The organism is Actinomadura litoris (genome assembly GCF_009733595.1).
Taxonomy (GTDB): Bacteria; Actinomycetota; Actinomycetes; order Streptosporangiales; family Streptosporangiaceae; genus Spirillospora; species Spirillospora litoris.
In genome coordinates this window covers 566,634-582,501 of record NZ_WOFH01000001.1, presented here as the reverse complement: position 1 = coordinate 582,501, position 15,868 = coordinate 566,634, and the positions used below count along the sequence as shown (strand labels likewise).

The following is a 15,868-nucleotide window of genomic DNA, read 5'->3' as shown; positions in this document are numbered from 1 at the left end:
CATCCCGTCCCGGCGCCGTGCGATGGCACGTCCCACCGGGACACCGATGGACCTTGCCGTCCGCAGTCACAGCGGTCCGACGACGAGAGCCGGTCGGCACCCCACAGCCCGCAATCGGCCATCTACTCCAGAACGAACGCGAAGCTCCCTGCCGCCGCCCCCGACGCGGGGGCCCTCATGACCGCGACCACGGACACCGCAGTGGCCGCGGCACCCAACGCAACAATGCCGACCGCGTCCCAGACCAGCGGATCACCCGAAACGGAGACCTCCGCGCAGCGGAGGAATGTCAGGCGGCCGACACCCCCGCGGTGGCGAGCCCATTGCCGCATCGACCCGCGTATCGCCTCAAGGATCCACCATGCGTGCCAAGCTCCCCGGCCGCTCAGGTTCCACGCGTCCCCGCCCCCTGCCCCGACCGACCGTTCAAAGGAACGATCAGCGTGAACACTGGCATCGACGACCAGCAACTCACCCGGCTCGCCCTGTCCGCGCGCCACGGCGCGCCTGCGGATGTGGAGGCTTTCACCCGCGCCGTCTACACCGACGTACGACGCTTCATCTCCTACCTGGACGGCACGCACGGGGCCGAAGACCTCACCCAGGAGACCTTCGTGCACGTGCTGAACAGCCTCCCCGCCTTCGCCGGCCGCTCCTCCGCCCGCACCTGGCTGCTGTCCATCGCCCGGCGGGTCGTCATCGACCGCTACCGGTCGGCCGCCCGCCGACCGGTGGTCTCCGATCTGGCCGACTGGCAACGAGCCGTGGAAAGAGGTCAAACCGCCGCATCTCCCGGATGGGAGGAAGGCGTGGCACTGACCGCCCTGCTGGCCGAGGTGCCGTGGGAACGGCGTGCGCCGTTCGTACTCACCCAGATCCTGGGCCTGTCCTATGCCGAGGCAGCCGAGATCCTGGGTTGCCCCATCGGCACGATCCGCTCGCGCGTGGCCCGGGCCCGAACCCAGCTGATCGGCACCATCCGCGCCGCCGAGCAGGCGATCTGACCCCCGTTCCGGGCCGGACCTGCCCCGGCCCGGGACGGAGGTCGTGCCTCGCCAGTCTCGGCGGGCGCCTTCACGAACAGTGAAGGCGTCAACCGTCTAGCGGCCCTCCGAAGATCGTTTGTCACCGGTATGCCGCTGAATTCAGGAGGGAGCGCGACGACCTCGACGAGAAGAACGACCGAAGCGGCCCTGGCACGAGAACAGCCGTGCGGCGCCTCCGGACGCGCTCTAGGACTCCTCTTCAGGAGTCCTGGTCGGCTTGCTCTCCGGCGGAGCGCTGTTGGAGAACGCCGACGAGGGCCGAGGCGACGAGGGCGACAGCGCGGTCGTCGTCATAAGCCAGTTCGCGCAGGACTTCCTGCCCAGCGGCTCCCGAGAGTTCGACCAGTGCCTGGACGAGGCGGATCCGCGTCGCGGAGTCCGCGGTGGGCGCGGAGAGCTCGTCGACCAGCGCGGTCATGATCTGGTCCGCATGCCTGGGGTCCTGGGACAGCGTCCCCAGGACCTCCGCCGCGGCGACGTCGTCGAAGCCTTCGACCACCATGCCGACAAGCGCGGGAACAGCCGCCGTCACGCCGTGCCTGCCCAAAGCCAGGGCGGCGTGCCTGCGCACCGTCATGTCCGGGTCCCCGAGGGCGTCCGCGAGCGCTGCGGCGGCACCCGCGGCATCGGGCATCTCGGCGATCGCCCGCACCGCGCGCCGCCGGACGTCGACGTCCGGCGAGCGCAGGCCGGCCTCCAGCACCGCCAGCCCCTCACCGCCCGATCGGGCGAGCGCCCAAACCAAAGCACCCGCGACATGCGGATCGGATTCGGCCAGGACCGCCCCGGCCAGCAGTTCCGCAGGAACCGACACGCCCTCCGACTGGACCAGAACAGCCTGTTGCCTGCGCGCGGCACTGGTCGAGTTGAGTCCCCGCATGAGCTCGACGATGCGCAGCACGTCCTGCCAGTCGGTGGGCGCCGACGCGTCGATCGCGCGGAGCCGGGCGAGCAGTTCCTGCTCGCGCGCCAAGCGGTCCCGCGTCCACCGGATGAGGTCACCGACCAGGACGGACGGCGTGAAGGCCGGGTCCTCCAGCGCACGTCCGATCTGCTTGAGCGAGAGCCCGAGGGTCCGCAAGCTCTCCACCTGGAAGATCTTGCGGACGTCCTCCGCGGAGTACTCGCGGTAGCCGCCGGCCGTGCGCCCCGTCGGCCGCACCAGCCCCAACGCGTCGTAGTGCCGGAGCATCCGGGTGCTCACCCCCGACCGGCGGGCCACATCGCCGATCAGCAATCCGCGGCCTCCCGAGCCTCTTCGGCCTTCGCTGAGTTCGCGCCGACCACGGCCACGCGCTTGGCCTCTTCGATGGCCGCGTCGAAACCGGTCTCCGGGTTCTGCCGGAGCGACTCGGTGGCACGGGCGTGCGCGGCCACTTCCGGGTCGGGGTCCTCGGCGGCCTTCTCCAAGGCGGGCTTGATCACCTCGCCGAGTTCGACGAAGGCGCGGCTCAGGCTCAACCGCACGCTGCGGTCACCGCGCCCGAGCTGCAGGACGAGCTCGTTCACCAAGTCCTTCTTCCCCTCCTCCGGGACGAAGGCGACCGCGACGCGCCACGCGGTCCGTGCGACCTCATCGTCGGCGTCGTGCAGCATGTCGCGGGCGATCCAATCCCATGCCCCCCTGTCGCCGATCTTGGAGAGCGTATGTAGCGCCTGGCTACGGGCCTGGGGCCGCTCGGAGTCGAGCTCCTGCCGGATCCGGGGCAGGGTGATCTCCCGGGAGAGACAGGTCAGCGCCCAGGACAACATGTCCCGCACAAAGAAGTCCGGCTCGACCGCGCACCGCTCAACAAGCGCCTCCAGGAACACCGGGTCGGGGTTCGAGCCGACCGCCAGGGCCGCTCGAAGCCGCACTGAAGCGTCCTCGGCACTCAGGGCGTTGACCACCCGAGCCTGCTGCGGGGTTGTTCCGTCGATCTGGACCACCTCCTTCACACAAGTGGAGACCTTGTCACCGTGTCAAGGTCAAGCCCACGACCAGTGAATCAGGAAACCCGACCGCGCTCGCCCAAGGCGACATGAGGGAACGCTGCCGGTACCCGCCAGAAGCATCAGCGCCAATCGCCGCCGACTCCAAAAGCAACATCGCGCCCACCTACCTGCGCCGGTACCTGGACGCCGCAATCAGCAAGATCGAATCCGACCGCAGCCCCTCCACCGCTCCCGGCGACAACCCGCCGGAGTCGGCGGCCCCGCCCCACAACCCCGCCCATCCGAACCGAGCTTCAACCCGTCAGAGCGAAATCCCCAGCTCACGAGCTGGCGACCGAGCGGACCAAGATCGGTCGGAGGCGCCGGCACAACGCTTCCACCTCGGTCTCGTCCGGCACGGCCCCTTCGCGGAACATCTCCATCTGCAAGGCGGGCCCGTACGCGTCGAACCGCTCCATGTCGGCTTTCCTTGCGGGCTGGACGACGAAATGCAGGTGCCCGGGCACGGCATCCGCATGGGACCACAGGCACACATACACCTGCTCTGGTCGGACGACTTCCGTCACCGCCGCGGCGACCCGGCGCAGCAACGGCCCCAGAGCCGCACTCTCGGCATCGTTCAACTCGGCGACATGGACGACATGCCGCACCGGCTTGACCACCAGAGCCCCCAGGCCGAGCGGCCCCACCGAGTGCTCGACCACCCACCCCGACAAGAAGATCACACGCAAGACACCCAGCCACGAACCCACCGCCACCACAGGACATCCCGAGACCATCCCGCATGCCCTTCTCTCCCCAGCGCTCGCGACACTCGACGCCATACATACTAGTATGTATGGTGGCTCTCATGACCCTCACACGCACCGCACCCGAGTCCCGTGTGCACTATGCGAGCCTGCTGGAAGTCGCTGCGAAGCTACGCGCACGCGAACTCACGCCTGTGGAGTTGACCGAGACACTGCTGGCACGGATCGACCAGGTTGATCCGGTGCTGCGCAGCTACGCCACGGTGACGGCGGACGTCGCCGTCGCTCAAGCCAGGAACGCCGAGGCCGAACTGGCAGCGGGCCAATACCGAGGCCCCCTGCACGGCGTGCCGATCGCTGTGAAAGACCTCTGCTTCACCGCCGGAATCGTCACCGCGGCCGGCACCACGATCCGCTCCGGCCATGTGCCCACCTACGATGCGACAGTGGTCCGGCGTCTTTCGCAAGCCGGGGCCATTCTGCTCGGTAAGCTGCAGCTGACCGAAAGCGCATTCGCCGAGCACCACCCGTCTGTCACACCACCCCGCAACCCCTGGAACACGGAGTACTGGTCCGGCGCCTCCTCAAGCGGTTCCGGCGTCGCGGTGGCGGCCGGCCTCGCCTTCGGTTCCCTGGGCACCGACACCGGCGGGTCGATCCGGTACCCCTCCGCGGCCAACGGCATCACCGGCATCAAACCCACGTGGGGACGGGTAAGCAGGCACGGCATCTTTGCGCTCGCCGCGAGCCTCGACCACGTCGGCCCGATGGCGCGCTCGGTGCAGGACGCGGCTGCGATCCTGGGAGCGATCGCCGGAGCAGACCCGCATGACCCGACCGCGGCCCCCATGCCCGTGCCCGACTATCTGACCGGCCTCGGCGCCCCGATCGGGCCGGTACGCATCGGAGTGGACCGCGCCTACAACGAGACCCGTGTCGACCAGGCGACCATCGGCATGCTTGATGACGTCGTCGCCGTATTGCGCCGCCTCGGCGCGACGATCGTCGAGGTCACCCTTCCCGATACCAGCACCATCAATGCCATGTGGTCCCGATACGCCGGTGTGGAGGCCGCGATCGCCCACCAGGCCAGCTATCCCTCGCGCGCCTCGGAATACGGCCCGGCCGACACACCCGGATCGATCGCCGGGCTCATCACGCACGGCCACACGGTCTCCGCGATCGAGCTGATGCACGCGCACCATCAGCGGCTCGCGTTCACCGGCGGACTGGCGCGTACCCTATGCGAGGTGGATGTCCTGCTGGCTCCGGTGCAGCCGACCACGAGCCTCACGCTTGCGCAGAAGGAGGCGGTGTATACCGACCCCGAAGCCCTGACGGACTTCCTCCGCTTCGTCACTCCGTTCAACATGGCCGGCGTCCCGACCATCACCCTGCCGGGCGGTTTCGGCGAGGACGACATGCCGCTGGGATTCCAGTTCGTCGGCCGGCCGTTCGAGGAACGACCACTGATTCAGCTCGGCCACGCCTACCAGCGTGAGACGGACTGGCACCTGCGGCATCCGGCCCTGTAATGCGGGCCGCGACAGGCACGCACCGCATTGCTGGGAGGCACGATGAAACCGAACGCTCGGGAGCGCCTGATCGAGGGCACGCGGCAACTGCTGTGGGAGCGTGGATACGTCGGCACCAGTCCGACCGCGATTCTGGCGCGCTCAGGCGTCGGCCAGGGCAGCATGTACCACCATTTCGATGGTAAGCCGGATCTGGTGTTGGCGGCCGAGCAGCGCAGCGCGGAACTGATGCAACAGCAGATCGTCGAAGCGTTCGCCGCTGAAGGCAATGCGCTCGAACGCATCACAAGATATCTAGGGCGCGAACGCGACGTGTTGCGTGGATGCAGCGTGGGACGGCTCACCGCCGATCCGGAGGTCATGGCCGACGACACCTTGCGCGCACCGATCCGGGAAACCTTCGAGGTGCTGCACGAACACCTCCGGCGCACGATCGCCGAAGGCGTGGCGGCCGGGGAATTCGCCGGCGACCTGGACATCGACGAGACCGCTTCCGCCATCGCCGCCGTCATCCAGGGCGCCTACGCCCTGGCCCGCGCGGCGCAGGCGATAGAGCCCTTCGACCGCGCCATCAGGGGAGTGCTCTCACTTCTACGGGCGAGCGCTCCGCACGCGAACTGAACCCAGGCACCACCCCCCATCGGCCAGGGCCCTCGACGAGTTCGAAAGCCCTTCTCTTCCCGTGCCCGCAGACGCCGGCTCGGGGCTCCAGCCGCTCCTCGCTCGGCCATAACCCCATCGGGTAGCGACGCCACTGGCACCGGGAACCTTCTCTCCCCATCAACCTTCGGCATGCGCCAAGCAGCTGCCACAGCCGTCGCCTCCCGACGAGGGCGTGTTCTCCCATATCCCATCGGAGTGACCGTGTCACCTAACGCTGCCAAGAATCGGCTACCACCTGCTTCCGCCACCAGCCGGACATTGGGCCTCACCGGCCTGTGTCTCGGCACCGCTCTGATCGTCATGGAAGCGAACGTCATCAACGTCGCGATCCCAGTGATACGTGCCGACCTGCACGCGAGCCTGGCCGGCGGACTGTGGGCCATCGACGCCTACACGCTCGTGTTCGCCGCCCTGCTGCTGTCCGCGGGCCGGCTCGGAGATCGGATCGGTGCCCGACGCGGCTACCTGACCGGACTGGGGTTGTTCGCCGTTGCCTCGATCGCCTGCACGGTCGCTCCCAACACGGGCCTGCTCGTCCTTGGCCGCGCCTGCCAAGGTCTGGGAGCAGCGCTCCTCGCCCCGGCACCGCTGACCTTGATCACCCGCATCTTCACCGTGCCGACCGAACGCACCAGAGCTGTCGCGGTCTGGGTGAGCGTAGGCGGTATCGGCTTCGTGATCGGCCCGTTCATCGGTGGACTGCTGGTCGACACTCTCGGCTGGCGGAGCATCTTCCTGCTCAACGTCCCGGTCGCCGCCGCCACCGGCTGGCTTGTCGCCCGACATGTGGCGGAGGTTCCGCTGCAACGCGTGCCGTTCGACATCCGCGGGCAGGCCCTCGCGATCGTCGGCCTCGCCGCCATGGTGTGGGCGCTGGTCGAGTCGAGTGTCGCGGGCTGGCGCGACCCCGCCGTGCTCACGGCTCTCGCGGGCGGCAGCGCGGCCCTCGTCGTGTTCGTCGCAGCGCAGTATTCCTGGGCGCGAGACGGGCGACAGGTCCTCCTGCCCCCCGCCATCATCGCCGCGCGTCCCGTGCTCGCCGGCCTGCTCGGCGGAGCGACGTACAACTTCACGCTCTACGGGATGCTGATCGTCTACACGTTCAACTTCCAGCAGCTACGTGGCTACTCGGCCTTGCAGACCGGGTCGGCCTTCATCCCCTTGACCGTGGCCGCCACCCTCGCCTCGACCTTTCTCGGTGCCCGTTTCATCACCGCGTTCGGCCCGCGCAGCGGATTGGCCACCGGAATGACCCTCTCGGCCATCGGACTCGCGCCCCTCACCGTCGCCTCCGCACCATACCCACTCATCGCAGTCGGCTTCTGCGTCTTCTCCATCGGTATGGGGCTCTCCGCACCCTCCCAAACGCTCGCCGTCATGACGTTCGCCCCCGACCGGCACCAGAACATGGGATCGAGTGCCTTGAACACGGCCCGGCAGACAGGCGGCGCACTCGGGGTCGCACTACTCGGGGCGGTCGTCGCAACAGACCCCGACAGGGGCACCTTCGCAGCCATCACCATCGCCATCGGCATGTGCCTGATCGCGGCCGCGAGCGCCCTACGTCTCATTCCACGAGAAATCATCCACGCCGGCACGAGCCGGTGATCTGAGCTCGAACGGCTCCACGATGGCAAGTCATGTACATGAGCCGGACCGATCACAAGTGAGCTGCGGACCCGCACTGCGACCGATGCGCGACGCAGTACATGGTCCCCGCGCCCGGGCAGCGGACGATGAACGCGGCCGCCTCGGGGAAGTCGCCGCGCCGCGCTGCGACGGCGCCCCACTCGCCCGCACCGGCGCCCAGGCCGCCTTCCGCGGCGCCGCACCCATCCAATTGGTAGATCACCCAAGAGTTGCCCAATACTGCAACACCTCTGCGCGGCGACGCATCAGAGTGTGCAGAGGAATCGGGGAACTGTGCAGTCGACTTCGGAAATCGACACGCCCCTTCGGAGGTGTTTCGAGCCGCGGCAGAGGCCGTGGCGGCGATCGTCCATCGCCGACTCCAGACTGTCAGGCCGGTTGATGGACTAGAAGTCCCTGCCGGATCTGCTTGCCACTCCAGCCGGCTCCGGGAACCATAACAACCATGGACTCTGATGTGCCGACCGTGAACCTGAGGCTTTGGCGGGCTGACGCGATAGTGCTCTTCGACTGGCTCAGGAGTACTGACCTGAACACTGTGCCTATCACCCATCCCGCGCAAAAGCAGGCGTTGACCGACCTGTGTACCAGCTTTGAGTGGAAAGCCGATGTCGACATCGGCGGCGTGACCGAGGAAGACATCGCGGCTGCGCAGAACGAGGTCGCCAAGGACATGGGCTGGTGAGCAAGAGCCGAACATCCTCCGCGGAGAGGGGCTGGGATGGGCTCGGCCGGGCTGCGCGGCGAGATTTTAAAGAGGTGCGGCGCAAGCCGACCAAGGCCATGGACAGGCCGACCAGGGCCTCCCCGTGTCGGCCGGGAGTTGGACGGTAGAGCAGTACCTCCCCCACTGGCTGGACCATGTCGTCCGTCCGGAGCGCAAGCCGCGAACGGCGCAGGGACATGAGGGCGTCGTAAGGCTCTACCTGGTCCCCGAACTCGGCAAGAAGCGGCTAGGCAAGCCGGCCGTGCGCGTCGTGCCCCGTAACGTCGCCAAGCTCGTCAAGGTCGGTGCGCCGAAGTAAAAGGTGAACTGCGGGCTTACAGTTGACCAGGCGCGCGACGTGCTCAAGGCGGCCCGCGACGAACGCCTGTACGCGCTGTACGTCCTGGCGCTCTGCCTCGGCCTGCGGCGCGGCGAACTCCTCGGCCTACGCTGGGAAGACGTCCGGCTCGTCGGCTGCCGGACCTGCGAGGGGGAGGGCGGCGAACCGGACGGAGCCGAGTGCCGGACCTGTGCCGGTAGTGGCATCGAAAGCGCCACGCTGGAAGTCGCACAGACGCTCCAACGGGTCGGGGGAGCGCTGCGGTTCGTCCGCCCCAAGACCGAAGACTCCGAACGGACCATTCCGCTGCCGCCGGTCTGCATCGCCGCCTTGTGCGAACACAAGGTCAGGCAGGAGGCCGAACGCGCGAGCGCCTGGGACGACTGGGAGGATCACGGCCTGGTCTTCCCCTCCCGGCGCGGCACCCCCATGGAGCCGGACAACCTCCGCCGTTCCTGGGGCCGCGTCCGTGCCGCCGTCGGCCTGGAGGGGGTGCGCTTTCACGACATGCGGCACACCTGCGTCTCGCTGCTCCTCGCCCTGGGCATCGCACCCAACGTCGTCCGCGACATCGTCGGGCACAGCGACATCGAAGTGACGATGACGATCTACGCGCACACCTCGCTGGATGACAAGCGGGCGGCGCTGCGGATGCTGGGGGATGCCCTCGGCTAGGGACGTTGCCGTCAGGGTTGCCGTCAAAAGGCCCGGAACCGTGAATGGTTCCGGGCCTTTTGGCTGGTCAATGGAGTGGGCAGGGGCGGGGTCGAACCGCCGACCTTCCGCTTTTCAGTGAACGACGCTTCGGCTCCCGCGCACCCCGTGTGACCTGCTAGAACGCTGCTAGCAGGCGGCGGCCGGACGACGACTTGCGCACAAGTTCCGCACGATCAAGCGGGAACGCCCCTCTGCCGAGATCGCCAACCGTCCCCTTCCCATCAGTCTCACCGAGGTCTGGTCGGCGCTCAGGGGACGGTTCAGAGCCCCGGATTCAGCAGTTGATCACGAATGCTCAGAGTCGGCCGCGCCCTGGGTGGGAGGGGCCGGAACCCGCGGACCCCCGCCGCAGAATCCGCAGAATCCGCAGAAAGCCGTCTCGACCTCGCCGGCGGGCGGCCGCCCAGGTCACGCGGTGTGCGCAGAAGGCCCGGCGAACCGCCGCAGAAACCCCGTCGCCCCTGCCACCTGGCGGGTATCGTCGCAGGTCACGGGATTACGCGGATTTCCGCGGCAATACGCGGCGCGCGGTTCTGAGGTCGGCAACCCGGCCGACAAGCGGCGCGAGGGTTCTGCGGATTCTGCGACGGCGCGGGTCAGACCTTGGCCGCACCCGCGACGCGTAGCTACGCGGTCACGCGGTCCTGGCTCGACGCCGACCAGCCGCGCCAGCTCGCCGCGTGGTTTAACCATGCCTCATCCTTCGGCGATGCGGTCTTTGGAGACGTTAAGCCAAGCGACGTGCATGCGCTCGGTTTCCTCGATGACCCTGTCCCATGTCCTGAAGGAGAGACGAACGTCGGTCGAGCTTTCAAGACTGCGCCTCAAGCTATCCGCCTGGGCCGTGTACGCTTGAGTGATCATCAAACCGCGCACGGCGGGATGTTCCGTGCTTCTCTGGTAATGCTCCCTGACTGCGAGCACGTATAGGTGAAACTTCGTGACCTCGTCATGTGTCACCTTTCGTTCCTTGCCCTTTGCGTCTGTACCTCTTTTGATTTCGACCACGATGACCTCGTCCAGCCTTGCTGGCGGATGAGGAGCAAGGGCAAAGATGAAATCAAGGCGAAGTCCGTCTTCGCCTTCCTCCGGATCGTAGGCAACGCCCAGCGTTGATACGTCGACCTCGTCGGCGATAATGTTCCACCTGGGATCCAGAAGCCATGGATCAGATATGACGATCTTATGGATCTCTGGCACCTCGCGGGCGCCGTTCTTGATAGCGTCTTTCAGCTTTCTGATCGTTGCAAGTCGTGCCTCAATTATGCTCAGCACTCGCCTCGCATCTATGAGGCCGAAGTCGTGCACAATCTGCCAAACGCGCTCCTGAAATGCGTCGTCTTGTTCTTCGATCTCCTCCATAAGTTCTCGTACGGCTTTCTCGGACTGAGCATTGACGACCGACTTCATGGCGTCGGCGAGGCCACGCTCGTCTATCTCCGGTATCTTCGACACGGTGCGCGCGACATTAAGAAGCCGTCGCTGCTCCGTCTTTGTGTACGGCTTTAGGATCTCCTTCACATCCTCATTAACCTGCACCTTTTCATATGTGGCCTCTCGGCGCAGCGTGTTGCGCTCCTTCAGTGCCCAGCGGAGACGTCTGCGCCCCCAGTCGAGGAAGAATTGCAGCCTCTCGTCCTCCAGCTGCAACTGGTCGCGATTCGACTGGATGAGGTCGTCTTCTATGTCCACGCCAATGTCAAGCCAGTCGGCGCGCACTTCGCCGACGAGATATTCCTGTCCCAATTGCCCCTCCGTCCCCTGGGAGGATTCGAACTTGAAGGGGCGCTGCGCCATCTTTCCATTGGCGATTATGGAGATTCCTTGCTGTGCATCCTCGTCAAGAGGCTTCTCGGTAAAGCCGATCCACCATCGGACCGGGCGGGGATCCCCAGCCTCGTTGATCAGCGTCTCTTCCGCCCAGCCGTTAGCAGCTACGTGAACATCACCGGTAGGTACGCCGTCTTTCGGAAACCTGAACTGACATTTGATGTCGAAGCGCTTCAGCCCCTCGGACGAGTTGATGATGATCTGCATTTCGTTCTCGCTGAGGGCAAAGCGGCGGGACATTGAGCGCATAAATTGGTCCCGCGAGATACTCTTCTTAAGCTTAAGTCGCGAAAGCCGGACACGCGTTCCGTGCTCTAGGACGTCTCCATCAGGGGTCACCATCGGTTGTAGCTCTGATACGTCTTCAACCTCATAATCCTCGGCAGGCGAAAGCTGTCGAATGTGATCGTAATCCAATCGAAAGTCAGTGCGTTCGCCTGAGCGAATTGTGGTGCAGTCCAAAACACCAGCCGTCCCGAACGCGGCAAGCTTTCCAATACCTTTGCGTCCATGAACAAGCCTGCCCTGGCTTTCCGACTTGTTGCCAAACTGGATTCGCCGCTTTCTGCCAACGACGAGATACGTGTCCTGAGCCTGCTGGCGGGTCATGCCATGCCCGTCGTCCAGCACCACGATCTCATCGTCCGGTTGCCACTTACCGAACGGTATCTGAATCCAAACGTGCTTAGCGTCGGCATCCCAAGCGTTCGAGATTAGCTCGGCGACTGTGGCGGTGACGCTGGGATACAGCTGTGCTCCGAGCTGCTCCACCAAGGATCCGCCAAACTTCAGTTGCAGCCGGCCATCCGTCATGCTAGATACCCTTCCTGGACGGGTCGTCCTCACGACTGGGGTGAGGCATGGCAAGGCATAGCGTCACTCGTTTGGCAAGTTGGAGCAAGACAAGAGCCGGTAGTGGCCACTAAGATCAGGTGGGTGGGCAGCGCTGTGAGAGCTGTGGACCTGTTCGCCGGCGCCGGCGGCGCTACGGCTGGGCTGCGCCAGGCTGGCATCTCGGTCATCGGCGCAGTGGAGAATGACGCCTACGCGTGTCAGTCATACCAGGCCAACCATCCCGACGTACTACTCAAGCAAATCGATATACGGCAGCTCGATCCTGATGCCTTTAGGCGAGAATTGGGATTGAGGCGAGGCAGCCTTGAGCTACTTAAAGCATGTCCTCCGTGTCAAGGATTCTCCACTCTTGCAAGTGGTGATATTGACGAAGAACGCAATGATCTAGTTCTTGATGTTGCCAATTTCGTATTCGCGTTCAGACCTCGCGTGATTTTGCTGGAAAATGTACCGGGCCTTGCGCGGGATAATCGACTTCCGAAACTCCTGGCAACGCTGGAAGCGGTGGGCTATCGCTTCAAACAGTACAAGGTGAACGCTGCTGATCTGGGCGTACCTCAACGCCGCAAGAGGCTCATTATCATTGGTGCGTCAAGAGCTGTTCGGCGCCGCCTCCCGGAGAAAATAACAGATCTAATCCCGGAGCGCTTTGAACTGACTGAAACTACAGTCAAAGAAGCTTTTGATCTGCTCCGCAAGAGTGAAATCCGCGACGATCCTCTCGATCGATATCGGCAGAACAGCCCCCAGGTGGCGGCCCGCATTGCTGCGGTTCCGGTGAACGGCAGTAGGTTTGATCTGCCACCTGACCTTCAACTCGATTGCCATAGGCGGGTTACAGGGCGGACAGCGACGGCATCTTACGGACGCATTCGTCTTGACGCGCCCGCGCCGACGATGACGACTCGATGCACCACACCGGCGTGTGGAAGTTTCATCCACCCCACGGAGCATCGGGGAATAACTCTTCGGGAGGCGGCAGTTCTTCAGACTTTCCCGCTGACCTATCGGTTCATGGGCCACTATGGGTCTATAGAACAGCAGATAGGCAACGCCGTTCCGGTTCGCATGGCGGCCGCCCTCGGCGAGGTGGTGCGGGCTATACTCGGGCGCTAATAGTCGGCCCCGGGCAGATGTGCCCGGGGCCTCAAAAGGATTATGCGTCCAAGTATCTAAAGTGCGGCTTCGGGTGCATGAGGAAGTCGTGGTGGGAGATGTTCCAGGCGTAGGCGCCGGCCATGGAGAAGGCGACTAGGTCGCCGACTGCGATGCGGTCTGTGGGGACCTCGCGTGCGAAGACGTCCTTTGGTGTGCAGAGCTGGCCGACGAGCGTGACGGGCTCGTCGGCGACCGTGGGGCCGTCGCTGTTGCCGGTGAGGACGTCGAACGGGTGGTTGTGTTGTTTGGTGACCGGTGTCCGGATGTGCATGGTGCCGCCGCGTAGGACGGCGTACCACTGGCCGTGTGCCTTCTTTACGTCCAGTACTTCGGTGACGTACCAGCCTGCGTAGACGCTGATGGACCGGCCCGGTTCGATGCGCAATGTCTCGCCTGGCTCGGCGAGGGCGGCGACCTCGGCGCCGTACTGCTTCCAGTCGAAGCGGGTACCCGGTGTGCTGTAGTCGACGGCCATGCCGCCGCCGAGGTTGAACTCCCGCGGCCCGGTGTGGCCGATCCTGTCGAGCCATGCGCGGCCCCATGCGAGGATCTCGGCGGACTGGGCCGCCATGGCGGTTGCGTCCAGCCCGGACGCTAGGTGCGCGTGGATTCCGCGTAGGCGTACGTGCGGCGAGGCGGTCAGGGTGTCGGTGCAGGTGTCCATGAGTTCGGGGTCCATGCCAAACGGGCCGCTCATGGCCAGCACGACGCTGCTGCGGTCGCTGGCGAGGTTGACTCGTAGCAGGATGTCGATTTCGCGCCCGGCCGCCTCGGCGATGCGCGCGAGGCGGGAGAGCTCGTACGGGCTTTCGACGTGGATGCGCTCGACTCCGAGGTTGAGCGCTAGTTCGAGTTCGTCATCGGTCTTGCCGGGGCCGCCGAAAGCCAACCGTGCGTCCGGGAGTGCCTCGCGCACGTGCGCCAGCTCACCGCCGGACGCGACCTCGATGCCGTCGACGTATAGAGCGAGGGCGCGCAGGATCGGGACATCGGGGTTGGCTTTGGCGGCATAGAAGATCTCCGGCGCGCCTGGCGCTGAGAGTGCCGCCTTGACCTCGGCTGCGTGGTCCCGGAGTGCGGCGAGGTCGTAGACGAACGCGGGTAGGTGCGCGTCCGCGGCGAGCGTCCGGGCGTGGTCTTCGACGAGTCGCGTGATCATGGGGTGTGGTCTCCGGATGTCAGGCGAGCGGGAACTCGTACTGTGCCGTGAGGTAGTGGGCGGGGGCGACAGAGATCGTGACCTCGACGGCGCGGCCCTCGGCGGTCATGCCCACGTGGGTTATCTCCACCACGGTACGTTCCGGGCTGATTTCCAGCGCCCGCGCTTCGGCGTCGGTGGGCAGACGGCTGGGCGTGATCTCTTCGCGCGCCGTGACCTGTGGGTAGCCGAGTTCGCCGAGGGCGCTCTTGACCCCACCCACGATGACCGGCCCCTCCTCTTCCAGGACCGTCCCGCCCGCGATCTCCAGCGGGAACCAACTGGCGTTAAGCCGGACGGGGATGCCGCTGGCCAGCAGACGGCGGCGCCGGACGAGACAGTTCACCTCGCCGGCGGGCAGGCCGAGCAGCTCGGCGACATGTGCCCGCGGTTCGGCGTGTTCGGTGGTGATCTCGTGTTGAGGCTCCAGGCCGCGCGCTCGCACCTCGGCGTCGAACGCGCCGCGGGCACCGTTGTTCTCACGCTCCGCGCGGTCGTACCGGGCCGGCGAGTGAAGCATCGGCGGTAGCCACGTCACCATGGTTCCGCGTCCCTGACGGGGTCGCACGATGCCCTCGGCTGCGAGCATCTGCATCGCCCGGTTCACCAAGCTGCGCGAGGCGCCGTAGCGCTCCGCCAGCTCGGGTTCGGCGGGCAGGACGCTCCCCGTGGGGTACGCCCCCTCGTAGATTTCTTCACGGATTTTCGCCGCGATCTCGCGGAACCCGTGACGCTCTGAGTTGGGCATCTAACTGCCCCTTCCTGCTGTCTGTGTGCTGCTTAGGTCTACCTAACCAGACGAAACGTCAAACGCCAAACGACTGGCGACCCTTGACAGGTACAGCGACTCGGGCGCACTCTGACTTACGTCAAACGACAAACGTTTGGCATATCGCCTCAACGTCAGGAGTCGTGCCGTGATTCCGCAGAAGTCCAGCAACATCCCGCAGTGGCTCGCCGGCATCGCGCTGGCCATCTTCGCGATCAACAACCCGGTGAAGGCCGCGGCGCTGGTCAACCAGGTGATCCACGCCATCACTACGTTCTCCGGCCACCTGGGTTGATTCCGCAATGACCGTCTATCGCTCACAGCCGCTCGCCTTCGGCGCACAAGCCACCAAGCACGCCGCCGAGGACCGCTCCTCACGACCGATCACCGTCTCACACGAGGTGACCATGTCCCGCTTCCTGTCTCCGTCGGCCGCGCTCGCCGGTGTCGACCTGCGCGGCGAGCCCATTACCGGCGCTCAGTGCCGGTTCGATCCCGAGTTGCACACCGGCCCGGACGGCGAGGAGACCTCGGACGAGCGCGCGGCCCGCGAACTGGTCGCCAGGGAGGTGTGCGAGTCCTGCCCGCTGCGTGGCGCGTGCTTGGAGCTGGCGATGCGGATCCGCCCCGAGTACGGGGTGTGGGCCGGTTTCACCGCCACCGAACTCGCCACCCTCTCCGACCTGTCCAACTTCGACCTCGGCGAGGTGGCCTGAC

General features: G+C 65.9%; 15 protein-coding genes. 9 read left to right on the top strand and 6 right to left on the bottom strand.

The features are described from left to right. Window positions 1–443: 443 nt before the first annotated feature. On the top strand, window positions 444–1,004 hold the full coding sequence (locus tag GNZ18_RS02625; RefSeq protein WP_308165871.1) for a sigma-70 family RNA polymerase sigma factor: 561 nt from the start codon (window positions 444–446) through the stop codon (window positions 1,002–1,004). 241 nt (window positions 1,005–1,245) lie between these two features. On the opposite strand, the gene GNZ18_RS02620 is transcribed toward GNZ18_RS02625, so the two are convergent. From GNZ18_RS02620 to GNZ18_RS02610, 3 genes are all read right to left on the bottom strand, one after another. Then, the gene (locus GNZ18_RS02620; protein ID WP_156214433.1) at window positions 1,246–2,283 is read right to left on the bottom strand and encodes a HEAT repeat domain-containing protein; all 1,038 of its coding nucleotides are present in this window, start codon (window positions 2,281–2,283) and stop codon (window positions 1,246–1,248) included. Continuing rightward, window positions 2,277–2,984, bottom strand: a complete 708-nt coding sequence (locus GNZ18_RS02615) for a HEAT repeat domain-containing protein (protein WP_312874263.1) — start codon at window positions 2,982–2,984, stop codon at window positions 2,277–2,279. The genes GNZ18_RS02620 and GNZ18_RS02615 overlap by 7 nt, the downstream gene beginning before the upstream one ends. Before the next feature lie 317 nt (window positions 2,985–3,301). After that, window positions 3,302–3,733 (bottom strand): HIT family protein, encoded by a 432-nt coding sequence (locus GNZ18_RS02610; RefSeq protein ID WP_216651127.1) that lies wholly within the window; start codon window positions 3,731–3,733, stop codon window positions 3,302–3,304. A gap of 98 nt (window positions 3,734–3,831) precedes the next feature. On the opposite strand from GNZ18_RS02610, the gene GNZ18_RS02605 reads away from it, so the two are divergent. The 5 genes from GNZ18_RS02605 (at window position 3,832) to GNZ18_RS43510 (ending at window position 9,299) form a co-directional block, all read left to right on the top strand. Further along, window positions 3,832–5,265, top strand: coding sequence for an amidase (locus GNZ18_RS02605; RefSeq protein ID WP_156214432.1), 1,434 nt, complete (start codon window positions 3,832–3,834; stop codon window positions 5,263–5,265). A 42-nt stretch (window positions 5,266–5,307) separates the two neighbouring features. Continuing rightward, window positions 5,308–5,886 carry a TetR/AcrR family transcriptional regulator gene (locus GNZ18_RS02600; RefSeq protein WP_156214431.1) on the top strand — a complete coding sequence of 193 codons (579 nt, stop codon included), beginning with the start codon at window positions 5,308–5,310 and terminating at the stop codon, window positions 5,884–5,886. A gap of 300 nt (window positions 5,887–6,186) precedes the next feature. Next, window positions 6,187–7,536 carry an MFS transporter gene (locus GNZ18_RS02595; protein ID WP_216651126.1) on the top strand — a complete coding sequence of 450 codons (1,350 nt, stop codon included), beginning with the start codon at window positions 6,187–6,189 and terminating at the stop codon, window positions 7,534–7,536. Between the two features lie 487 nt (window positions 7,537–8,023). Then, entirely contained in the window at window positions 8,024–8,263 is a 240-nt protein-coding gene (locus GNZ18_RS02590; protein WP_156214429.1) for a hypothetical protein, read from the top strand. A 379-nt stretch (window positions 8,264–8,642) separates the two neighbouring features. Beyond that, window positions 8,643–9,299, top strand: coding sequence for a site-specific integrase (locus GNZ18_RS43510; RefSeq protein WP_312874261.1), 657 nt, complete (start codon window positions 8,643–8,645; stop codon window positions 9,297–9,299). Between the two features lie 738 nt (window positions 9,300–10,037). Here GNZ18_RS43510 and GNZ18_RS02580 read toward each other — a convergent pair. Then, on the bottom strand, window positions 10,038–11,942 hold the full coding sequence (locus GNZ18_RS02580) for an ATP-binding protein (protein WP_173390616.1): 1,905 nt from the start codon (window positions 11,940–11,942) through the stop codon (window positions 10,038–10,040). A gap of 165 nt (window positions 11,943–12,107) precedes the next feature. Here GNZ18_RS02580 and GNZ18_RS02575 point away from each other — a divergent pair, with 165 nt between their 5' ends. Continuing rightward, a complete protein-coding gene (locus GNZ18_RS02575) occupies window positions 12,108–13,142 on the top strand; it encodes a DNA cytosine methyltransferase (RefSeq protein WP_173390615.1) in 1,035 nt (344 codons plus the stop codon). Between the two features lie 40 nt (window positions 13,143–13,182). On the opposite strand, the gene GNZ18_RS02570 is transcribed toward GNZ18_RS02575, so the two are convergent. Next, entirely contained in the window at window positions 13,183–14,343 is a 1,161-nt protein-coding gene (locus tag GNZ18_RS02570) for a type III PLP-dependent enzyme (protein WP_156214426.1), read from the bottom strand. A 19-nt stretch (window positions 14,344–14,362) separates the two neighbouring features. Continuing rightward, window positions 14,363–15,130 carry a GntR family transcriptional regulator gene (locus GNZ18_RS02565; protein WP_156214425.1) on the bottom strand — a complete coding sequence of 256 codons (768 nt, stop codon included), beginning with the start codon at window positions 15,128–15,130 and terminating at the stop codon, window positions 14,363–14,365. A 169-nt stretch (window positions 15,131–15,299) separates the two neighbouring features. On the opposite strand from GNZ18_RS02565, the gene GNZ18_RS02560 reads away from it, so the two are divergent. Then, a complete protein-coding gene (locus GNZ18_RS02560; RefSeq protein WP_156214424.1) occupies window positions 15,300–15,446 on the top strand; it encodes a hypothetical protein in 147 nt (48 codons plus the stop codon). A gap of 7 nt (window positions 15,447–15,453) precedes the next feature. Next, entirely contained in the window at window positions 15,454–15,867 is a 414-nt protein-coding gene (locus GNZ18_RS02555; protein WP_156214423.1) for a WhiB family transcriptional regulator, read from the top strand. Window position 15,868: the final 1 nt, after the last annotated feature.

What these genes read in the sequence shown, in the direction of transcription:
- GNZ18_RS02555 (WP_156214423.1), top strand. Translation starts at nt 15,454, where the DNA reads ATGACCGTCTATCGCTCACAGCCGCTCGCCTTCGGCGCACAAGCCACC.
- GNZ18_RS02590 (WP_156214429.1), top strand. Translation starts at nt 8,024, where the DNA reads ATGGACTCTGATGTGCCGACCGTGAACCTGAGGCTTTGGCGGGCTGAC.
- GNZ18_RS02605 (WP_156214432.1), top strand. Translation starts at nt 3,832, where the DNA reads ATGACCCTCACACGCACCGCACCCGAGTCCCGTGTGCACTATGCGAGC.
- GNZ18_RS02570 (WP_156214426.1), bottom strand. Translation starts at nt 14,343, where the DNA reads ATGATCACGCGACTCGTCGAAGACCACGCCCGGACGCTCGCCGCGGAC.
- GNZ18_RS02565 (WP_156214425.1), bottom strand. Translation starts at nt 15,130, where the DNA reads ATGCCCAACTCAGAGCGTCACGGGTTCCGCGAGATCGCGGCGAAAATC.
- GNZ18_RS02600 (WP_156214431.1), top strand. Translation starts at nt 5,308, where the DNA reads ATGAAACCGAACGCTCGGGAGCGCCTGATCGAGGGCACGCGGCAACTG.